Here is a 20569-nt window from a genome sequence, read left to right as displayed (position 1 = left end):
GCGGTGGCCGGTCGGGCCGACGGAGCTGCTGGTCACACGCGCGCCGTGTCGCGGCGGAACCGCCACGCCGCTCCGCCGACGAACACCGCCGCCCAGCCGACCACGTTGATCACGGCCCAGATGCTGGGCGTCTCACCGGTGAGCGGCGCCCGGACGATCTCCGCCAGGCCGTAGGTGGGGACCACCTTGGCGATGTCCGCGAACAGGCCGTCGCCGAGCGGGACGAACAGGCCGCCCGCGAAGGCCAGCAGCGCGAGCACGGGACCCAGGATCTGCATGACGTTCTCGGCGGGCAGCAGGTAGCCCATGAAGAGGCCGAAGGCGGCGAAGACCACGGACCCGAGCCAGGCGAGCCCCAGGGACGCGACGAGCGCGCCTGTGTCACCCGTCGCTCCACTGAGCAGCCCCACGGCCGCGACGACGACGACCGCCGCGAGCCCCATCACCATGGCGACCGCCACCTTGGTGAAGACGTACGTCGCCGGGCGCAAGGGCGTGAGCCGCAGCTGGCGCGTCCACCCCTGCGAGCGCTCGACGGACACGCTCGCGCCGCCGCTCGTGGTGGCCAGCATCGCGCCGTAGAGCGCCATCGAGACCATGATGAAGGCGGTGACGTTGCCGTTGCCGACGGACTGGGTCTTGTAGGCGTCGGCCGTTCCGAAGATGAGAAAGAACGCCGGCGGCATGATCAGCGTGAAGATCACCGTGCGCCGGTTGCGCACCAGGCGGCGCAGCTCGATGGACAGGAACGGGCCGTTGACCAGCCCCGTGCGGGGTGTCCGATCCTTTGTCGTGACGGCGGAGACGGTCGCGGCGGCGGCGCTCATGCTGCACTCCCCTTGGTGTCGCCGGTGAGGGCGAGGAACGCGTCCTCGAGCCCGCGGGCGGTGATCTCGACGTCGCTCGCCGCGGTGGCGGTGAGCAGGTGGCGTGCGACGCCGTCGGAGTCCGACGTGTGCACGAGGATGCGGTCGCGGCGCTGCTCGACGGACTGCACGCCGGGGATGGCCTGCAGGGCGGTGTGCTCCGCGGCCGTCATCTCAGGCAGGGTGGCCGTGACCAGCCGGCCCGAGGCCATGTTCTTCACCTGCGCGGCGGACCCGTCGGCGACGATCCGGCCGTGGCTGACCAGCACGATCCGGTCGGCGTAGGCGTCGGCCTCCTCGAGGTAGTGCGTCGCGAACAGGATCGTCCGGCCGCGCGAGGCGTCGGCACGCAGCGCGGTCCAGAAGTCGCGGCGCCCCTCGACGTCCATACCGGTCGTCGGCTCGTCGAGGACCAGGACGTCCGGGTCGGGCAGCAGCGCGAGCGCGAACCGGAGCCGCTGCTGCTGGCCGCCGGAGCACTTGCCCACCTTGCGGTCGGCGATGTCGGCGATGCCGGCCCGCCCGAGCACCTCGCTCGCGGACCGCGACGACCGGAAGAACGACGCCGTGAGCTCGACCGTCTCGCCCACCGTGAGGTCCTTGAGGAGGCCGCCGGTCTGCATGACGGCCGAGACCCGGCCCTCGGCGATCGCGCGGCTGGGGTCGAGCCCGAGCACCGACACCGAACCCTGGTCGGGCTGGGCCAGGCCGAGCAGCATGTCGATCGTGGTCGTCTTGCCGGCGCCGTTGGGGCCGAGGAAAGCGACGACCTCACCCGGCGTGACCGCCAGGTCGATCCCATCGACGGCACGCACGGTGCCGAAGGACTTGTGCAGACCGCGCAGCTCGATCGCCAGCGGTCCCGAGCCGGCCGGGGCCGGCGTGGGAAGGGTGTCGGTGAAGGTCATGGCTCGATCCTGACGGGCGACCGGGCGCCGCTCCCCCGTCGCACGTCACGAGCCAGGCATGACGGATGTCATGCGGAGACGACGACGCCCGCCCCGCGAACGGGACGGGCGTCTCGAATCGCGTGCGGTCAGGCGCCGACGAGGTGCTGCGCGAGGTAGCCGGTGACCTTGTCCAGGGCCACGCGCTCCTGCGTCATGTCGTCACGGTGCCGGATGGTGACGGCCTGGTCGTCGAGCGTGTCGAAGTCGACCGTGATGCAGAACGGCGTGCCGATCTCGTCCTGGCGGMGGTAGCGGCGGCCGATCGCGCCGGCGTCGTCGAACTCGACGTTCCAGTTCTTGCGGAGCTCGGCGGACAGGTCGCGCGCCTTGGGCGACAGAGACTCGTTGCGGGACAGCGGCAGGACCGCGGCCTTGACCGGCGCCAGGCGCGGGTCGAGCTTGAGCACCGTGCGGGTGTCGACGCCGCCCTTGGTGTTGGGCGCCTCGTCCTCGTAGTAGGACTCGACCAGGAACGCCATGAGCGAGCGGGTCAGGCCGGCCGCCGGCTCGATGACGTACGGGATGTAGCGCTCGTTCTTGGCCTGGTCGAAGAACGACAGGTCCTGGCCCGAGTGCTCGCTGTGCGTCTTGAGGTCGAAGTCGGTGCGGTTGGCGATGCCCTCGAGCTCGCCCCACTCGCTGCCCTGGAAGCCGAAGCGGTACTCGATGTCGACGGTCCGCTTCGAGTAGTGCGACAGCTTCTCCTGCGGGTGCTCGAAGTGGCGCAGGTTGTCGCGCGAGATGCCCAGGTCCACGTACCAGTCCGTGCGCTGGTCGATCCAGTACTGGTGCCAGGTCTCGTCCGTGCCGGGCTCGACGAAGAACTCCATCTCCATCTGCTCGAACTCGCGCGTGCGGAAGATGAAGTTGCCCGGCGTGATCTCGTTGCGGAACGACTTGCCGATCTGACCGATGCCGAACGGCGGGCGCATGCGCGCGGTCGAGTAGACGTTCTTGAAGTTCACGAAGATGCCCTGGGCGGTCTCGGGCCGCAGGTAGTGCAGGCCGGACTCGTCCTCGACCGGGCCGAGGTAGGTCTTGAGCATCATGTTGAAGTCGCGGGGCTCGGTCCACTGGCCGCGGGTGCCGCAGTTCGGGCACGCGATGTCGGCCAGGCCGTTCTCGGGCGCGCGACCCTTCTTCTCCTCGAACTCCTCGAGCATGTGGTCCTCGCGGAACCGCTTGTGGCAGTTCAGGCACTCCGTCAGCGGGTCGGTGAAGACGCCGACGTGGCCGGACGCGACCCAGACCTGCCGGGGCAGGATCACCGACGAGTCGAGGCCGACGATGTCGTCGCGGCTGGTCACCATCGTGCGCCACCACTGACGCTTGATGTTCTCCTTGAGCTCGACGCCCAGCGGTCCGTAGTCCCACGCGGACCGGGTACCGCCGTAGATCTCACCGCTCGGGAAGACGAACCCGCGCCGCTTGGCGAGGGAGACGACGGAATCCAGGCGGGAGGGTGCAGCCACGATCGATCACTCCAGGGTGGTGGCGCCCGCGGCTGGGTGTCGCGGGCGGGTGGACCGCGACGCCGATCGTCGCGGTGGGGCACAAGGCGCTGCCCAGGCTACCCGTCGGCGGCCGGGACCGTTTTGACAACGGTTCTCGCCCAACTGAGAATGATCGTCATGTCCATCATTCCGCGACGCCGACGGCGGGTGCTCGCGCCGCTGGCGCTCGTCCCACTGCTGCTGGCCGGCTGCGCGGACGATCCCGGCGTCGCCGAGGGCACCCTCGACGTGATGGCGTCGTTCTACCCGCTGCAGTTCATCACCGAGCAGGTGGGCGGCGACCGGGTGACCGTGCGCTCGCTGACGCCCCCCGGTGCCGAGCCGCACGACGTGGAGCTGTCCCCCGCGCAGGTCTCGCGCATCGACYGGGCCGACCTCGTCGTCTACCTGTCGGGATTCCAGGCAGCCGTCGACGACGCCGTGGCCCAGACCTCCCCCGCGCACGTGGTGGACGCCGCGAACGACACGACCTTGATGACGCCGGCGGAGGAGCGTGGTCACAAGGACCACGACCACGGCGCCCTCGACCCGCACTTCTGGCTCGACCCCAGCAGGCTGCCGTCGGTCGTCGACGACGTCGCGTCGGAGCTCGGCGCGATCGACCCGGCGGGCGCGGAGACGTATGCCGCGAACGCCGCGGCGCTGAACCAGAAGCTCGAGGACCTCGACGCGGCCTACGCCACGGGCCTGACCACGTGCGAGACGCGCACCTTCGTCACCGCGCACCAGGCGTTCGGCTACCTAGCGGACCGGTACGACCTCGACCAGGTCGGCATCTCCGGTGTCGATCCCGAGGCCGAGCCGTCTCCCGCGCKCCTCKCCGCGGTCGAGAAGATCGTGCGCGACCAGGACGTCAGCACGATCTTCTTCGAGAGCCTGGTCAGCCCGAAGGTCTCGGAGACGCTGGCCAACGACCTGGGCATCGAGAGCGCGGTGCTGGACCCGATCGAGGGTCTCGCGGACCCCGCCGACGACTACTTCTCCATCGCCGAGCGCAACCTCGACGCCCTCCGCATGGCATTGTCCTGCTCGTGAGCACCCCCGTGATCGAGGCGACCGGCCTCGGCGTGACCCTGGGCGGCCAGCCGATCCTCGACGGCATCGACCTCACGGTCCCCACCGGCGAGGTGCTCGCCCTGCTCGGCGCCAACGGGTCGGGCAAGTCGACGCTCGTGCGCACCCTGCTCGGCGTCATCCCCCGCACCGCGGGCCGCGTGCAGCTGTTCGGCATCGATCTCGGACCCACCGCACCGTGGAACCGCATCGGCTACGTGCCGCAGAGGCTCCCCGCTGCCGCGGGCGTCCCCGCGACCGCCTACGAGGTGGTGACGTCCGGGCTCCTGCACGGCCGCTCTCTGCGTCCCCCGCGCGGGCACCGTGGACGCGCCATGGCGGCGCTCGCCGACGTCGGGCTGGGCGACCGGGCGTTCCAACGGGTGCACGAGATGTCCGGCGGCCAGCAGCAGCGCGTGCTCATCGCCCGGGCGCTGGTCCGCGACCCCGACCTGCTCGTGCTGGACGAGCCGACGTCGGGCATCGACATCCCCACGCAGGCGACGTTCGTGGACACGATCAGCCGCCTGCACGACGCCGGCACCACGGTCGTGGTGATCCTGCACGAGCTGGGTCCGTTCGCGCCGCTCATCGACCGCGCGATCGTGCTGCGGCACGGCCGCGTCGCGCACGACGGCGCCCCGCCCCGCGCCMGCGACGAGCACGCCGGGGAGTGGCACGACCACACGCACGCGCACCCCGATCCCGAGCCGCCGCGCTCCGGGCCGTCCCTGTCGGTGGAGGTGAACCCGTGACCGCGTGGGACCAGGTGGTCGAGCTGCTCAGCTCGCCGCTCATGCAGCGGGCGCTCATCGCCGCCATCCTCGTCGGCGCATGCGCGCCCGTCGTCGGCACCTTCCTCGTGCAGCGCCGGATGGCCCTCATGGGCGACGGCATCGGGCACGTCGCCCTCACCGGCGTGGCGCTCGGCTGGCTCGTCGGCAGCTGGGCCGGGCTGGTGCCGCAGGACGCGCTCGCCGTGCCCGGCGCGGTCATCGCCGCCATCGTCGGCTCCGTCATCATCGAGCTCGTGCGCGAGCGTGGACGCACCAGCGGCGACCTGGCCCTCGCCCTGATGTTCTACGGCGGCATCGCGGGCGGCGTGCTGCTCATCAAGGTGGCCGGCGGCACCAACGCCAACCTCATCAGCTACCTGTTCGGCTCCATCTCCACCGTCTCGACCACCGACCTGTGGTGGACCGCGGGGCTCGCCGCGCTGGTGCTCACCGTCGGCATCGGCCTGCGGACCGCCCTGTTCGCCGTCAGCCACGACGAGGAGTTCGCGCGGGCCAGCGGGTTGCCCGTGCGCTTCCTGTCGATGATCGTCGCCGTCATCGCCGCCCTCACGGTGACGATCGCGATGCGCGTCGTCGGCCTGCTGCTGGTCAGCGCGCTGATGATCGTGCCCGTGGCGATCGCCCAGCTGTTCGCGCGCTCGTTCGGCAGGACCATGACGCTGGCCAGCGTCATCGGCGTCGTCGTCAGCGTGGTCGGGCTAGTGCTCACCTACTGGCAGGACATCCCACCCGGCGCCACCATCGTCGTGCTCGCCATCCTGGTCTATGCCGTCGCGGCGAGCCTGCGGCCGCTCTTCTCACGCCCGCAGCCCCCGAGCGACCCGCACCCGGACATGGTCGACGACGTGCTGCTGGTGGATGACGTGCACGACGATCTCGAGGTAAGGACTACCTCACCCAAGCCGTAGAATCGGGCCCGTGACCGACGTCCGCGACGCGTACGGCCTGGGAGGCGCCTCCCTCGGCATCGCCGTCGTCGTGCTCTTCGCCATCGTCTTCGCCCGCTCGCACGCCACCTACTGGGCAGGCCGAGGGGTCGTGCGGGGCGCGCAGGCCGTGCACGAGACCGAGGGCGCACCCGGCTGGTGGCACGCCACGATGATGCGCCTCGAGGCGTGGACGGACACGCGCACCGCGCAGCGGGGGCTCGACCTGGTCCGCCGGTGGGGCGCGATCGCCGTCACCCTCGCCTACATGACCATCGGGTTGCAGACGGCGATCTTCGCCTCGGCCGGGCTCATCAAGATGCCCTACCTGCGCTTCACCCTCGCCTCGATCCCGGGCGCGCTCGTCTGGGCCGTGGTGTGGGCGACCGTCGGGTTCGGTGCGGTGTGGGGCGCGCTGGCACTGTTCGCGCAGTCGCCGTGGGCGCTGCTCGGCGCGGCCGTCGTGCTCGTCGCCGGGATCGTGTGGCTCGTGCGCCGGCGTCTGCTGCGCCGGGCGCGCCGTTCGGTTGACGTCCCCGCTCAGGCCGAGGTCTGACCCGGCTTGTCCACCGCTCCGCCGTACCGGCGGTCCCGTCGGGCGTAGGTCTCGACCGCCCGCCACAGGTGCCGGCGGTCGACGTCGGGCCACGGCTCGTCCAGGAACACCAGCTCGGCGTAGGCCGCCTGCCAGATCATGAAGTTCGACGTCCGCTGCTCCCCCGACGACCGCAGGAACAGGTCGACGTCGGGCAGATCTGGCTCGTCGAGGTAGCGCGCGAAGAGCTTCTCGTTGACCTTGTCCGGCTTCACCCGGCCCGCCGCGACCTCGCGAGCGATGGCCTGCGCGGCGTCGGCGATCTCGGCCCGACCGCCGTAGTTCACGCACATGGTCAGGGTCACCGTGGAGTTGTTCCTGGTCAGCTCCTCGGCCGTCTCGAGCTCGTTGATCACCGAGCGCCACAGCTTCGGCCGCCGACCGGCCCAGCGCACCCGCACCCCCCACGAGTTCATGAGGTCTCGCCGACGCCGCAGCACGTCCCGGTTGAAGCCCATGAGGAAGCGCACCTCGTCGGGCGACCGCGACCAGTTCTCCGTGGAGAACGCGTACGCCGACACGTACTCGACGCCGACCTCGATGGCCCCCGCGACGACGTCGAGCAGCGACGCCTCTCCGGCGGCGTGCCCGGCCGTGCGCGGCAGCCCGCGGGCGTTGGCCCACCGGCCGTTGCCGTCCATGACGACGGCCACGTGCCGAGGCACGAACTCCTTCGGGATCGCAGGAGCGCGTTCGCCGCTGGGGTGCGGCGGGGGTGGGACCGGCATTCAGACCCTCTCGACCATCGGGAGCGAGCGCAGCTGGCGCTCGAGGTGGAACTGGCAGAACGCGGCGACCAGGCCGTTGCCCTCACCGCGGTGCCGCTCGGCGCTGGCGTCGGCGACGGACCAGTCTCCCGCAAGCAGTGCCGCCAGCAGCTCGAACGTCTCGGGCGCCGGAGCCGCCGCTCCCGGCGGCCTGCACGCCCGGCACACGGCCCCGCCCGACGCCACGGCGAACGCGGAGTGCGGACCTGGCTCGCCGCAGCGCGCGCAGTCGGTGAAGCTGGGCGCCCAGCCCGCCACGGCCAGCGCCCGGAGCAGGTAGGAGTCGAGCACGAGGCCGGGCGCGTGGTCGCGGTACGCCAGCGCCTTCACCGCGCCGACCAGCAGCCAGTACTGCTGCAGAGACGGCTCGTGCTCCGCCTCGACCAGCCGGTCCGCGGTCTCCAGCATCACCGTGCCGGCCGTGTAGAGCGTGTAGTCCTCGCAGATCCGGCGCCCGAACGCGCCCAGCGTCTCCGCCTGCGTGACGATGTCGAGGTTGCGGCCGGTGCTCAGCTGGAGGTCGACGTACATGAACGGCTCCAGGCGCGACCCGAACCGCGACGTCGTGCGGCGGACCCCCTTGCCGACGGCACGGACCTTGCCGTGCGACCGGGTCAGGAGGGTGACGATGCGGTCGGCCTCCCCCAGCTTATGGGTGCGCAGGACGATCGCCTCATCGCGGTAGAGGCTCACCCGCTCATTGTCCCCCGCGGCACCCACAGTCCCCGTCGGCGCGCGGAGGCGACCGGCGCCGATCAGGCGGCGAAGTCCCCGTACTCGGCGACGAGCCCCGAGAAGCACACGTCGATCACGGAACGCACGTCGCTCTTGTGCGCGGCTCKATCGATCGCCGCACGTGAGTCGCTCTCGCGCGCGACGGCCTCGATCGTCGAACGCGGGTTGCTCTCCCGCGCGACCGCCTCGATCGTCGAACGCGGGTTGCTCTCCCGCGCGCCTGCCTCGATTGTCGAGCGCGGGTGGCTCTCCCGCGCGCCCGCCTCGATCGTCAGACAAGGGTCGCTTTCGCGCGCGGCCGGGCCCCTCGCCACTCCCACGTCGCTCTCGCGCTCGGTTCGCGACGTGCCGGCGAGCATCGCAGGGTCTCGTTCGGCCCTGGCGACGGCCATCGACCTGGTGGCTGGCACGCCGCCGGGCAGCCTCGCGCGCAGCCCTTCGGCTCCGGTGAATTCTGCCGATGCGCTCGGTGTGGGCAGGCTCGGGGCGCGACCCAGGTACTGGTGGCCGGTGGGCGTCGTCGTCAGCACCGCGTGTCCCGGCCCCGCCCGCTGGACCGGCCTTCGGGCCCATCCGGGCGCTTCCTTCGCCAGGTTGCAGGCGACGCAGAGGCCCTCGCCGTTCTCGGCGGTCGTCGGTCCGCCGGCCGCGGCCGGGACGATGTGGTCGATGTGTCGGACGGGCGCCCCGCAGTACGGGGTTCGACAGATCCCCTGGTCGCGGATCCGCAGGAACTCGGCCAACCCGTCAGGGTAGAACCGCGCCCGGGAGGTCATCGAGACCAGGTCACTGCCGGGATCGGCGTAGAGCCGCCGCAGCCACGCCGCGTCGGCATTGATCCCGGCGGCCACGAGCTCACGGGCGACCTGCGCGGGCACCGGGCCGCCACCCGGCAGATGGCCGGGTTCGTGGCCGGCGCCCAGCAGCGCCGAGTCGCTGATGACGAGGTTCACCGTGACTGGCACCGCCGACGCGCTCGACTGACCGGTGACGAGCTCCACGAGGGTGTCCGCCATGATCTGCCCGCGCCCCCGCTGCGCCCGAACTGGCTCGTCCAGGCTCTTCGACGCTGGCCCGTCGCCACTGACCCCGTCCTGTGGAGCTCCAGCTGCCGGGAGTGCCAACGCGGCGTCGGCGGCACGGCCGAGGGCGGCGTAGACCGCCACACCCTGCGCCACCGGGAGCAACGCCGTGAGGTAGGTCATCGTGTCCGGGGCGGGCCGCAAGGTCACGCAGCGCTCCGACTCGGCACGCCGCGCGCGACGCACGACCGCCGACGGATCGAGCCGCGCCGCATGCCCGCGCGCCGACGCCACGAGCTGCCGCGTCCCGACCCCTTCCAACGCCGACAAGTCGGAGCAGAGCAGGGCGTCGACCTCTCGGCGATCCTCGGCCTCCAGGCAGGCGGTCTCCTGGACGAGCAGCATCGCGCCGTACTCCGAGAGCCGCCCCGCGCGTAGAGCGCAGAACGTGTGCGGCATCTCGGCGAGCCACACCTTGGCGGCACCGAGGAGTGCCGCACCGCGGTGCGGCGACTCGCGGCGCGCCAGGCCCACCTGGGCGGCGACGCCCAGTCCGCGGCGCCTCGCAGGCACGCCCTCGAGCGCCTGTCGGTTTCGCTCCGCACGGTCGAGCGCGACCGCTGCCTCCGCCTGGAGCGCGCACGCCGCGGACTTCAGGGCCTCCAGGGCGGCGATCAGATCCACCTGCGCCGCGCTCGGGCCGGCGGCACCCTCCGCGCGGACGTCGGGGCTCCCCGATGCGACGTCCGACACCGTCCACTCCCGTGCGCCGCGGGCCAGCTCTTGCGAGTCGTCGAGTCCTCGCATGAGCTCGCGACACCACCGCCCCACCATGCCCGCGTCGACGGCAGCCCGAGGGTGCGCACCGACATCCGGGGCGGCCGCCTCGCGCGAAGACTCACCGACCGACTTCGCGTCGACGGCGACCCTGGGCCCGTCAGGTGCGTCACACAAAACGACACGGCATGCAGCGAAATCGGGTGCAGACCCGTCGCACGCGGTCACGTCGTACGCGTCTTCGTCGCACGCACCCACTCCTCGCGTTATCGCGTCGCGCGTCATCGCGTCGCGCGTCATCGCGCCGGAGTCGCGCGTCGCGTCGGCTGGAGTGAATCTCACGTGGGCAGTCTATCGAACATGCGTTCGATCCGCTCGGTTTGTCCACATCCGGGTCAGGTTGTGTGGCCCCCGGCCGACGTCAGAAGCCGAAGGTCATCACAGCCGGAACGGATCCGTGAGCGAGTGCGTCCAGCACCGCGTGCTCATGTGGCACGACGGGGTGGGGCAGCGCTGCGAGGGAGTACCAGCGCAGGTCGGCGGCCTTGTCGGGCTCCTGGAGCGCGGGCTCGCCCACCCATCGGCGGCACTCGAAGAACCAGTCCACCCGCTCGTCGATCGGGTCGCCGGTCCCGTTCGTGCGATGCATGCCGGTGAGCCCGACGAGGTCGGCAGCGGCGACGTCGATGCCGAGCTCCTCGCGCGCCTCGCGGATCGCGGCGGCGATCACCGACTCGCCCCGCTCGACGTGCCCGGCGGCCGCGCATGCCCAGTGCCCGTCCATGTAGCCGGTGCCGCGCCGCAGCTGGAGCAGGACCTCGTCGTCGCGGCGGAGAACGACGTAGGCGGCGGGGACGACCTGGAAGCGCACGGCAGCCACCGTAGACCGGACCCGTGCGAGATGGTCGACGGGCCCGCGCCGCCGACTCCTCGTCGGCCCGCTCCCGTCGAAGGGTGGTGACGGTGAGGCGGGTGAGGGTCGGCGGCGCGAGTGGCGCGTGGCGTCGTCGGGGTTGCCGACGGGAGCCGCGCGCGCCCCGGGACGGCGGGCGTGTCGCCGCCGCGGGGCAGAGCAGGGGCCGAGAACGGGCGGAAAGCGGGCGAGGTCGGCGCGGGTCGGCCGACGTCAGCGCTCGTGCCGGTTGACCGCCGAGATGATCGCCTTGAGCGAGGCGGTCGTGATCGAGGGGTCGATGCCGACGCCCCACAGGATCTCGTCACCGATGGCGCACTCCACGTACGCGGCGGCCGTGGCGTCGCCGCCCGACGAGAGCGCGTGCTCGGCGTAGTCGAGCACGGCCACGTCGACCCCGAGGGTCTTCACGGCCGCGACGAACGCCGCGACCGGACCGTTGCCGGAGCCCTGCAGCGTGCGGGGCACGCCACGGTCAACGAGGTCCACCTCGAGCGTGTCCGGCCCGTCCTCGACGCTCGTGCCTCGCGTGCCGCGCAGCGAGAACCGCCCCCACGGCGCGAAGGGGCTGCCCGGCTCTACCGGCAGGTACTCGTCGTTGAAGATGTGCCAGAGCTCGTCGGCCGTGACCTCGGTGCCGTGCTGGTCGGTGTGCTTCTGCACCACCTGCGAGAACTCGATCTGCAGCCGGCGCGGCAGGTCCAGGTCCTTCTCGGACTTCATCAGGTAGGAGATGCCGCCCTTACCCGACTGCGAGTTCACGCGAATGATCGCCTCGTACGACCGGCCCACGTCCTTCGGGTCGATCGGCAGGTACGGGACGGCCCACACGACGTCGTCGACGGTCTTGCCCTGGCGCTCCGCCGACGCCTCGAGGGCGGTCAGGCCCTTCTTGATCGCGTCCTGGTGCGAGCCGGAGAACGCCGTGAACACCAGGTCCCCGCCGTACGGGTGCCGCTCGTTGACGGGTAGCTGGTTGCAACGCTCGACGGTGCGGCGGATGTGGTCGATGTCGGAGAAGTCCAGCTGCGGGTCGACGCCCTGGCTGAACAGGTTCATGCCGAGGGTCACCAGGCAGACGTTGCCGGTGCGCTCGCCGTTGCCGAACAGGCAGCCCTCGATGCGGTCCGCGCCGKCCAGGTAGCCCAGCTCGGCGGCGGCCACCGCGGTGCCGCGGTCGTTGTGCGGGTGCAGCGACAGCACGACGCTCTCGCGGTAGCGCAGGTTGCGGCTCATCCACTCGATCGAGTCGGCGTAGACGTTGGGCGTCGCCATCTCGACCGTGGCCGGCAGGTTGATGATCACCTTGCGGTCCGGCGTCGGCTCCAGCACCTCGAGCACGGCGTTGCAGATGCGCAGCGCGTACTCCAGCTCGGTGCCTGTGTACGACTCCGGCGAGTACTCGTAGTACACGTCGGTGTCCGGGACGAGCTCCTCGTACTTCTTGCAGAACCGGGCGCCCGAGACGGCGATGTCGACGATGCCGTCCTCGTCGGAGCGGAACACGACCTCGCGCTGCAGGGTCGACGTGGAGTTGTACAGATGCACGATCGCCTGCTTGGCGCCCGCGATCGCCTCGTACGTCCGCTCGATGAGGTGCTCTCGCGCCTGCGTCAGCACCTGGATGACGACGTCGTCGGGGATGCGGTTCTCCTCGATGAGCATCCGCACGAAGTCGAAGTCGGTCTGCGAGGCGGACGGGAAGCCCACCTCGATCTCCTTGAAGCCCATCTGCACCAGCAGCTCGAACATCTCGAGCTTGCGGGCGGGGTTCATCGGCTCGATCAGCGCCTGGTTGCCGTCCCGCAGGTCGACGGCGCACCAGCGGGGAGCCTGGGTCACGCGCTTGTCGGGCCAGCGACGGTCGGGCAGCTCGACACGGATCTGCTCGTGGAAGGGGCGGTACTTGTGCACCGGCATCGACGACGGCTGCTGTGCGCTCGTCTCCAGGTAGGTCATGGTCTTCTCGTCCTTCGGGCGGTTCGGCGGGGAGTCAGCCGGCACACACGACACCGCGACGAGGATGCGGCCTAGAGGGCCTCGTCGCGGCAAAGAAGGAGGAGGGTGACTGCGAGCACGATGTCACCGTACCCCCAGACGCGGGGCGCACTGCAACCCGGTCTCATCGCAGCGCCACCAGCGCCTCGTCACCCACGGCATAGAGCTGACTGCCCAGTCGGACCACCCGGGTGGTGCCGACGGGCAGCGCGACCTCCCAGGCGGCGGCGCCGTCGTCGAGCGACACGGCGGAGAGCACCGGCGCGCCGTCGGAGGCGTCGTGCTCGACCGCCACCCGCCGACCGTCCGTGAACACGCGCCCGATCGAGGGGCCGAACGTCCTCGCCCAGAGCTGCTCACCGGTCGCGGCGTCCAGCCCGACGAGCCCGCCGCCACCGCGCAGCAGCACGCGCCCGGCCGCGTCGACGGCGACCTCCGGGGCCGGCGCCGTGGCCAGCCACACCTGCGCGGCGGAGCCGCGGTCGAACGCCCGCACCCGCCCGCCGGACGTCTGGTCGGCCAGCCCGCCGGCCGCGAACACGAGGCCCGACGTCCCGTCGCTCGTCGCCGGTGCCACGAGCACCCCGCGCACCGCGGCCCACGGCTGGCCGCGGCCGGTCGACAGCTCCGACACGGCGTCGACACCCTCGTCGCTCAGGCGGTACCGGGTGCGCACCAGCGTGCCGTCCTCGAGCAGGCGCGTCTGGTCAGCCACCGTCGAGCCCTTCGGCCGCGGCAGCCGCTCCCCCGTCGTCGCGTCGAGCAGGAGGGTCACGTCGTTCCCCGCCGCGAGGACCAGGCCCGCCGCCGCCACCAACGACACGCGCCCGTTGGACGCCGACTGGAAGGTGGACCACCGCTGGGTCTCCCACCGCGCCGCACCCGTCGCCGGGTCGACCCTGCGCACCGTGAGCATGCCCCGCGCGTACGTGGCGACCACCAGGTCAGGACCCGCCTGCGCGGTCGCCACCACCCACCCGGGGATCTCGCTGCGGGACAGCACCGTTCCGTCGGCGGGGTCCAGGACCAGCAGGGCAGCGGTGCCGTCGTCGCCGGTCGCCTCCCCCGGCACCAGCAGGTTCCGGCCGGTGGGCGGTGCCGGGCCGACCACGCACGCGAGCCCAGCGCCCAGGGAGCGGCAGAGGACGTTCTCCGGCGACGGAACCTCAGCCAGGGACACGGACCACCGCTGCTCGCCGGCCACGGCGTCCAGCCCCACGATCCGCCGTCCCTGCGGGGCGGCTCCGGCCGTCGCGACGATCACGTCGCCGATCAGCAGGGGCGCGACAGACCCGTCGACGGTGGCCGTCCAGCGCACCCGAGGCTGGTGGTCCAGAGATCGGACGGCGCCGGGGAACCGCGCCTCGCCGAGCACGGCGGTCCGCTCCTGCGTCGACTCCCACCGCGGGCCCCCCACGACGACAGCGGCCAGCGCGAGCAGCGCGACGACGGCCGCCGACGTCGCACGGGCAGGTCGCCGGGCCGCCCACGCACGCAGCCGCTCGGGTCCGGATGCGGGCTCGTCCGGGAGGGCCTCGCCCTCGTCGAGCCGGACRAGCTGCATCGGGGCCTTCAGCCCACCGTGGGCCACCGCGCGTCAGCCGTAGACGATCAGGTCGCTGGGCGTCTGCACGACGAGGTGCCCGCCCACCGCGTCGACGTGGCGTACGTGCTCGGGCAGCGGGACCGCCCAGTACCGCACCCCGTCGGTGAGCGCGCGCCCCCACAGCTCCGGCCGTCCGTCGGGCGAGAGGCCCGGACCCAGGACGAGGGTGCCGTCGGAGAGCGGCTCCCACCCCAGCGCGTCGCCGGTGTCGACGGACCACAGCTCGCGGCCGTCGGAGGCGTCGAGCACCCCGTACGTGCCGGCGCCCGACACCACGAGCCGGTGGCCGACGAGCACGCGCGGGTCGAGCATCGACACCGTGCGCCACTGCTCGGTCCCCGTGCCCAGGTCGAGCGACACCAGCTGCGAGCCCTCGTCGACGACCACCCGCGCCGGCTCGGAGCCGTCGTCGGCCGACAGCTGAGCGGGCAGGCCCGACAGCCGGTAGAGCTCCGCGCCGTCGACGTCGTGCATGTGGCCGCCACCGGCGGGCGCCCAGGTCGCGAACCGGCCACGGAGCGCCGAGGCCTGGAGGCCGCTGAACCGGGCGCCGGCCACCAGGGTGTGACCGTCGCCGGCGTCGAGGATGATCGTCGACTCGCCATCGAGCACGACGATCGGCGGCAGCACGCGCATCGAGGCGCTGAGGAGCTGCGCCATGTCGGCCGGCGTCCTGTACGACCAGACGACCGCGCCCGACCGGCCGTCGCGGCGCTGCACCTCCAGGTGGTTGTCCGAAGCGAGCCTGCCGACGACGAGGTCGTCGTCCACCCGCTCGACGCCGACGACGTCGCCGCGGATCTCCCAGCCACCGGTGCGCGTGCCGTCACTGGCGGACAGGGCCAGGACCGTGATGCGTGGCTCCTCCTGGATCGACGCGTCGTCGGAGTACAGGACCCGCGGTTGCGGCACCAGGCACAGGACCAGCGAGCCGACGTCGGCGCCCTGTGCCGGGCACGTCACGCCGCCGCTCTCGAACCCGCTGCGCGGTGCCTGCCCGACCGGGACGGTCCACAGCACGTCCCCGGTCGTCGGGTCGTGCGCCGTCACGTCCCACGCATCGTTGCCCTCGCCGACGACGACGAGCGCTCCGTCGGCAGCGAGCACCGCACCGTTGGCCGTCCGACCCGGCACCTCCCACAGGGGTGCGGGCGCCGCGTCCAGCGGCCGCACCAGGCCGGGGACGGCCCCGATGTGGCGGACGAAGGCGCGGTCCCGGGCGGACGCGAGCATCGTCGCCGCGACGAGGCAGACCACCGCGACCGCGGCCAGCGGCCACCAGCGCAGCACCGGATGGTGGCTGGCGGCGGGGATCCCGGGAGGAGGCTCGTCGTCGGGGTGGCGCGACCGAGGAGCCGTGATCGAGGCGTCCTCGATCTCGACGAGCTGCATCCGTGCAGCCAGGCGCCGGTCCGCCATGCTCCGACTCTAGTTGCTAGGGCGTGGAGCGCGTTCCGGGAGCCCGCACCAGACGCAGGGCACAGTCGCCGAACACGACAGTCGAGCCGACGCGCAGCCGGACCTGCTGGTCGACGCGGCAGACCACCTGCGCGCCGTCGGGCAGGGTGACCACGGTGCCGTTGGTGGAGCCGCGGTCCGCCACCCAGACGCCACCGGGCTCGACGCCGATCTGCAGGTGCGTCTTGGACACCGAGCGCCCGGGGTCGACCACGCGCACCAGCTGGACGTCCGCGTCCGACGCCGGGTTGCGGCCCACCAGCGCCGTCCGCTCGACGGTGATCCGGCGACCGTCGGAGAGCTCGAGCTCGGCCACCGCACGGTCCACCGCGACCGAGTCGACGGGCTGCGCGAGGAGGTCGTCGCGCGGCCCCGCGGGGCGGGTCATCTCGAGCTCCGGCGCGAGGCCGTAGCTGAGCCCGACCTGCCGGACCACCGGCGTCGCGCGGGTGTCGAGGTCGGGCCCGCTGCGCTGCGGCGAGACGGGTGCCAGGACGAGCGCGGAGGGCCGTCCCTCGTCGAGGAGGACGTCCAGCAGCTCGGCGCCGTCGCCGCCCGCGACGGCCGACGCCGCCCAGCCCGGCACGGTCGTCGTCACGGGTCGGGCCGGAGCCGCCGGCCGGGGGTCCGGGATCTGCGGCGCAGGAAGAGCCACCGGTCCCCCGTGACCGCGCGCGGACCGCAGGTCGAGCACCTCGTCCCGTGCGGCGAGGTCGTGCCACCCGCGGCGTCGGCCCGTCCGGTCGAACAGGGGCGAGAGCAGCACGACGAGCAGACCAACGCCCAGGGCCAGCGCGCCGGCCGCGAGGACGAGGGCTCGCAGCAGCACGCGGGCGAGGCCGATCGGTCGGCGCGTCTCGACGTCGAGCGTGCGGATCCCCGTCGCCAGCCGGCCGACGGTCCAGCCGAACCGGGCGTGCACGATCCACTGGCCCACGACGAACAGCGTGGCCGCCGCACCGCCGAGCAGGGCGAGGAGCAGCGACCCGGTGTCCGGCTGCCCGGCGTCGGCGAGCCCGCGCACGGTGCCGACGACCACGAGCCAGCCGCCGACGACGAGCCAGAGCGCGAGGTCCAGCACGGTCGCCGCGGCCCGACGTCCCATCGACGCCGGGTCCGCGTGCTCAACCTGGTGGCGGTTGTCGGGCACGTGCACTCCCTGAGGTCGGGTGGCCGTCGTCATGAGGCGTCCCTGCGGCGGCGTTTCTGTCGGCGTCGGTCGGACCGGAGCGAGGCCGTCGAGAGGCGCGCCCGCATCCGTCGGCGCCAGCCGACGCTGTGCGACATCGCCTCGACGGTGGTCTCCACGTCCGACCAGTAGGCGGTGGCCTGAGCCGGGCTCGGGTCCCCCGCGCTGAACACCGCCTGGTCGGCGGAGCGGGCAAGGGCCCCGACCCGCGAGCCGACGAGTGCGCCCTGCGGCTCATCCGCGAAGGCCGCGGCCAGCGCACGCGCGGACTCGTTGCGGGTGGCCAGGGCTCCGGCCGGCCGGCGCAGGTCGCGCGCGACGTCGAGCACCTCGTCCCAGCCGCCCGCGACCTGCGCGACCGTGTCCGGGCTGCGACGCCGACGCCGGCGACGACGAGCCTTGAGCCCGACGATCACCAGCAGCGGAGCCGCCAGAAGGATCAGCGGGATCGAGACGACGCCGGCGACGCGGGCGATCCGGAGCCACTGGGCGTTGCCGTCGTCGTCCGAGGCCGGGTCGTCCGTCTGCGGCTGCTCCGTGTCCTCGTCGGGCGGCGTCACCGCGGCCGGCGGCGGCGGCGGGGGCTGGACCACCTGCGGGTCGGGCTCGGACGGCTTCTGCTGGTCGTCCTCCTGCGGCGTCTGCTCGGGCGGCGGTGTGGCGTCGAACGGCACCCAGCCGTAGCCCTGGAAGTTGATCTCGACCCACGCCTGGATGTCCTTGCCGGTCACGGTGACGGGACCGGCAGCGGCGTCCTCGGGCGCGAACCCGAGCACCACCCGCGCGGGCAGGCCCATCTCCCGGGCCATCAGAGCCATCGCCGCGGCGTACTGCTCGCCGTCGCCCACCATGATGTCGCCGGCCAGCAGCGAGGTGATCCGGTCCGCGCCGTGCCCGGAGAGCGAGGCGTAGTCACCGGCGTCGACGATGCCGTGGCTGAAGTAGCCCTGCTCGGTCAGCCAGGTCGAGAGCTGCTCCGCGATCTGCACCGGGTTGCCAGCGTCGCGCGCAACGTCCGCGGCCGTGATCGTCGCGGCGTCCGGCACGCCGGTCAGCTCCGGCTGCGAGATGTCGGATGCCGCGGCGCTGCCCACCTCGTCGGTGGTGGGGACGGGCGGGACGACGACGTCGACGCCGTAGCGCAGACCCCGGTGCACGCCGTCGGTCAGCACCGCCGCGCCCGTCGCGTCGTTGTAGCGCAGGCCCGCCGCCGCGGCGGAATCAGCGACATCGAACGACGTCGCCTGGCCCACCGTGGGCAGCCACACGCCGGTGAGATCGTCGATCTGCACCTCGACGTGCGCGGGCTCGCCCCGGACGGTGGTGTCGATGGTGTCGCCCACGCGGCGGAACTCGCCCGACGCCTGCGCGGACCCGTCGCCCGCGACGTTCCACACGACGCCGTCGTACCGGTCCATGGTCGCGAGCCGGATCCGCGCGCCCGCCGGCAGCCCGGTGACGGTGAAGAGCTTGGCGTCCTCGTCCTTCTTCACGAACTCCCGGAACGCCGACAGCGGGCTCGGGTAGGCGCGCGGGTCGAACGGCGGAACGATCTCGTCGCGGACCACGAACCGCTCCGTCGGGCCGGCCACAGCGGGTGCGCCCAGCACGCCGGCGGCCACGGCGATCGTCGCGAGCAGGCCAGTGGCGACCACGCGGCGCGCCCGCAGCAGCCCGGCGCGCCACGACGACCACGGCAGCAGGACGACGACGAGGACCGTGCCCGTCACGATCGGCGGGACCGACGGATGGCGGACGCCCAGCAGGATCGCGGCGACGACACCGGCCACGGGCACCAGCGCTGCGGTCGCCGCGACGGCACCTCGCGCGCGCAGCGCCACGGACACCGCGACGGCCGACCCGACCAGCGCGAGCACCAGCATCGCGACCAGCAGGCTCCCGCTCGAGCCGACCGGCGGCTGGAGCGTGAGCACCTGCTTCCAGGAGGTGACGGTGCCGCGGGCCAGCTCGACGACGGTGCTCGGCGTGGGCAGCACGCCGGCGATCGTCGTCGACGGCACCGCGAGCGGTCCGCCGACGAGCACGAAGACGACGACCACCAGCGCGACCACCGTGAGGGCGGACCAGCGGCGCACCGCACCCAGCGCGGCGACGCCAGTGCCGAGCACGAGTCCGCCGACGAGCGCGGGCAGCGCGACGAGGCCGCCGTAGACGGCGAGCAGCGGGACGAGCGCCAGCGCGAGCGTGCCGACCAGGCAGGCGATGTCGACCGCGGCGCGGCTCGCGATGCGGACAGGTGCCGTCACGCGGTCACCCGCCGCAGCAGCCGGGGCAGGTCGTCGAGGGTGCCGATCGTCGCGAGGCTCAACGAGCCCTGCGTGCGGACCGAGACGTCGGCGCCGCGCTCGCACCGCACGACGACCGTGCGCGTACCGGCGGGCACGTGGCGTGCGCCGAGGCGTCGGTCGGCGTCGGAGGGGCCGGAGCCGGTGACCAGCATCGCGACCGACGCGTCCGCCGCCTCACGGGCCACGCGCCGGCCCAGCAGGGCCATGCCGGCGCCGCTCGACGCGAGCTGGATGCCGGAACAGTCGTCGAGCAGCAGCGGCGGGGTCTCGACCCGCAGGCTCCCCGGGCCGGCGAGGACGGCCAGGTCACGCTCCTCGCGGATGGTCTGGACGCCGACCGACGCGATGACCGAGACGGCGAGCTCGAACTCGTCGTCGTCGGCGTAGTCGCGCGGGTCCGTCGCGAGGGCCAGCGCCGTCTGGGTGCGGCGGGTGTCCTCGAACTGCTTGACCATGAGGGCGCCTCGGCGCGCGGTGGTCCGCCAGTGGATGTAGCGCCGGTCGTCGCCCGCGACGTAGTCGCGCAGCGCGTGGAACGACAGGTCCGAGTCGGACAGGTCCCGCGTCGACTGCCCCTCGAGGTCGCGCAGCAGGCCCGAGCTCGCACCTGCCAGCGAGACGAGCAGCGGGTGCACGAACAGGTCCACCGGCCGGGTCCAGCGCACGCTGCGGCGCGCGAGGCCGAACGGGTCGCCCCGCACCGAGCGCACCGGCCCCACGACGATGACCGCGCGGCGGGCCGTCGGGATGGCGAAGAGGTCGTCGTTCTCGGCGCCGGGCGCCAGGGCCGGGACCGAGAACTCGGCGACCGCGGCCCCGACCGGAAGCTCGACGCGCGACGGCAGCGACCGGCGGCGCGCGACGTTGCGCACCTCGACGCGCCCGACCGCGCGCTCCCCGACCTTGACCCGGCGGTCCGCCATGTCGAGGCGGATCTCGTACCGGGCGCGGCCCGCGGTCATCACCAGCGACACGACGAGCACCGCCGTGAGGGCCGCCCCGATGGCCGCGAGCTCGAGCCAGCCGAACCACCGGCCCAGCACGAGGCCGAGGAGGGCGACGACCGCCACTCCCCAACCGACCGGAGAGACCCG

The 20569-nt window shown here is 73.0% G+C and carries 17 protein-coding genes; 4 read left to right on the top strand and 13 right to left on the bottom strand.

The window, feature by feature from the left end; all coding sequences use genetic code 11:
- Nucleotides 1-32: 32 nt before the first annotated feature.
- The 3 genes from AC1DYZ_RS02955 to AC1DYZ_RS02945 form a co-directional block, all read right to left on the bottom strand.
- Nucleotides 33-827: an ABC transporter permease gene (locus AC1DYZ_RS02955; protein ID WP_477063728.1), complete on the bottom strand. Its 795-nt coding sequence runs from the start codon at nucleotides 825-827 to the stop codon at nucleotides 33-35.
- Nucleotides 824-1774, bottom strand: coding sequence for an ABC transporter ATP-binding protein (locus AC1DYZ_RS02950; protein ID WP_477063727.1), 951 nt, complete (start codon nucleotides 1772-1774; stop codon nucleotides 824-826). The genes AC1DYZ_RS02955 and AC1DYZ_RS02950 overlap by 4 nt, the downstream gene beginning before the upstream one ends.
- A 128-nt stretch (nucleotides 1775-1902) precedes the next feature.
- The gene (locus tag AC1DYZ_RS02945; protein WP_477063726.1) at nucleotides 1903-3288 is read right to left on the bottom strand and encodes a glycine--tRNA ligase; all 1386 of its coding nucleotides are present in this window, start codon (nucleotides 3286-3288) and stop codon (nucleotides 1903-1905) included.
- Nucleotides 3289-3447: 159 nt separating this feature from the next.
- Between AC1DYZ_RS02945 and AC1DYZ_RS02940 the strand changes: the two genes are divergently transcribed.
- The 4 genes from AC1DYZ_RS02940 to AC1DYZ_RS02925 are packed head-to-tail and all read left to right on the top strand — an operon-like array spanning nucleotide 3448 to nucleotide 6662.
- A complete protein-coding gene (locus tag AC1DYZ_RS02940; RefSeq protein WP_477063725.1) occupies nucleotides 3448-4365 on the top strand; it encodes a metal ABC transporter substrate-binding protein in 918 nt (305 codons plus the stop codon).
- Nucleotides 4362-5138 (top strand): metal ABC transporter ATP-binding protein, encoded by a 777-nt coding sequence (locus AC1DYZ_RS02935; RefSeq protein WP_477063724.1) that lies wholly within the window; start codon nucleotides 4362-4364, stop codon nucleotides 5136-5138. Before AC1DYZ_RS02940 ends, AC1DYZ_RS02935 begins: the two co-directional genes overlap by 4 nt.
- Before the next feature lie 41 nt (nucleotides 5139-5179).
- A complete protein-coding gene (locus tag AC1DYZ_RS02930; RefSeq protein WP_477063871.1) occupies nucleotides 5180-6088 on the top strand; it encodes a metal ABC transporter permease in 909 nt (302 codons plus the stop codon).
- Nucleotides 6089-6098: 10 nt separating this feature from the next.
- On the top strand, nucleotides 6099-6662 hold the full coding sequence (locus AC1DYZ_RS02925; protein WP_477063723.1) for a DedA family protein: 564 nt from the start codon (nucleotides 6099-6101) through the stop codon (nucleotides 6660-6662).
- Here the strand turns inward: AC1DYZ_RS02925 and AC1DYZ_RS02920 are convergent.
- The 10 genes from AC1DYZ_RS02920 to AC1DYZ_RS02875 form a co-directional block, all read right to left on the bottom strand.
- Nucleotides 6647-7429 (bottom strand): isoprenyl transferase, encoded by a 783-nt coding sequence (locus AC1DYZ_RS02920; protein WP_056026541.1) that lies wholly within the window; start codon nucleotides 7427-7429, stop codon nucleotides 6647-6649. The two genes, AC1DYZ_RS02925 and AC1DYZ_RS02920, sit on opposite strands and share 16 nt — an antisense overlap.
- Nucleotides 7430-8161, bottom strand: a complete 732-nt coding sequence (recO, locus tag AC1DYZ_RS02915) for a DNA repair protein RecO (protein WP_477063722.1) — start codon at nucleotides 8159-8161, stop codon at nucleotides 7430-7432.
- Nucleotides 8162-8223: 62 nt separating this feature from the next.
- Entirely contained in the window at nucleotides 8224-9978 is a 1755-nt protein-coding gene (locus AC1DYZ_RS02910) for an HNH endonuclease (protein ID WP_477063721.1), read from the bottom strand.
- A gap of 445 nt (nucleotides 9979-10423) precedes the next feature.
- On the bottom strand, nucleotides 10424-10873 hold the full coding sequence (locus tag AC1DYZ_RS02905; RefSeq protein WP_477063720.1) for an NUDIX hydrolase: 450 nt from the start codon (nucleotides 10871-10873) through the stop codon (nucleotides 10424-10426).
- A 255-nt stretch (nucleotides 10874-11128) separates the two neighbouring features.
- Nucleotides 11129-12874 (bottom strand): 2-isopropylmalate synthase, encoded by a 1746-nt coding sequence (gene leuA / locus AC1DYZ_RS02900; RefSeq protein ID WP_477063719.1) that lies wholly within the window; start codon nucleotides 12872-12874, stop codon nucleotides 11129-11131.
- Between the two features lie 163 nt (nucleotides 12875-13037).
- Nucleotides 13038-14477: an outer membrane protein assembly factor BamB family protein gene (locus tag AC1DYZ_RS02895; protein ID WP_477063718.1), complete on the bottom strand. Its 1440-nt coding sequence runs from the start codon at nucleotides 14475-14477 to the stop codon at nucleotides 13038-13040.
- A gap of 33 nt (nucleotides 14478-14510) precedes the next feature.
- Nucleotides 14511-15938 carry an outer membrane protein assembly factor BamB family protein gene (locus tag AC1DYZ_RS02890; RefSeq protein ID WP_477063717.1) on the bottom strand — a complete coding sequence of 476 codons (1428 nt, stop codon included), beginning with the start codon at nucleotides 15936-15938 and terminating at the stop codon, nucleotides 14511-14513.
- Nucleotides 15939-15954: 16 nt separating this feature from the next.
- Complete coding sequence (locus AC1DYZ_RS02885; RefSeq protein WP_477063716.1) at nucleotides 15955-17127, bottom strand: FHA domain-containing protein; 1173 nt, start codon at nucleotides 17125-17127, stop codon at nucleotides 15955-15957.
- A 29-nt stretch (nucleotides 17128-17156) separates the two neighbouring features.
- Nucleotides 17157-19433, bottom strand: coding sequence for a transglutaminase-like domain-containing protein (locus tag AC1DYZ_RS02880; protein WP_477063715.1), 2277 nt, complete (start codon nucleotides 19431-19433; stop codon nucleotides 17157-17159).
- Nucleotides 19430-20545, bottom strand: coding sequence for a DUF58 domain-containing protein (locus tag AC1DYZ_RS02875; protein ID WP_477063714.1), 1116 nt, complete (start codon nucleotides 20543-20545; stop codon nucleotides 19430-19432). The genes AC1DYZ_RS02880 and AC1DYZ_RS02875 overlap by 4 nt, the downstream gene beginning before the upstream one ends.
- Nucleotides 20546-20569 lie beyond the last annotated feature (24 nt).

The sequence above is a fragment of the Cellulomonas sp. P1_C4 genome, from assembly GCF_056406355.1.
The sequence above is the reverse complement of the archived record's forward strand: the minus strand, read 5'-3'. Positions and strand labels throughout refer to the sequence as shown.

Coding starts and splice junctions, on each gene's coding strand:
- AC1DYZ_RS02890 (WP_477063717.1), bottom strand. CDS start 15,938: ATGGCGGACCGGCGCCTGGCTGCACGGATGCAGCTCGTCGAGATCGAG.
- AC1DYZ_RS02930 (WP_477063871.1), top strand. CDS start 5,180: ATGCAGCGGGCGCTCATCGCCGCCATCCTCGTCGGCGCATGCGCGCCC.
- AC1DYZ_RS02955 (WP_477063728.1), bottom strand. CDS start 827: ATGAGCGCCGCCGCCGCGACCGTCTCCGCCGTCACGACAAAGGATCGG.
- AC1DYZ_RS02920 (WP_056026541.1), bottom strand. CDS start 7,429: ATGCCGGTCCCACCCCCGCCGCACCCCAGCGGCGAACGCGCTCCTGCG.
- AC1DYZ_RS02950 (WP_477063727.1), bottom strand. CDS start 1,774: ATGACCTTCACCGACACCCTTCCCACGCCGGCCCCGGCCGGCTCGGGA.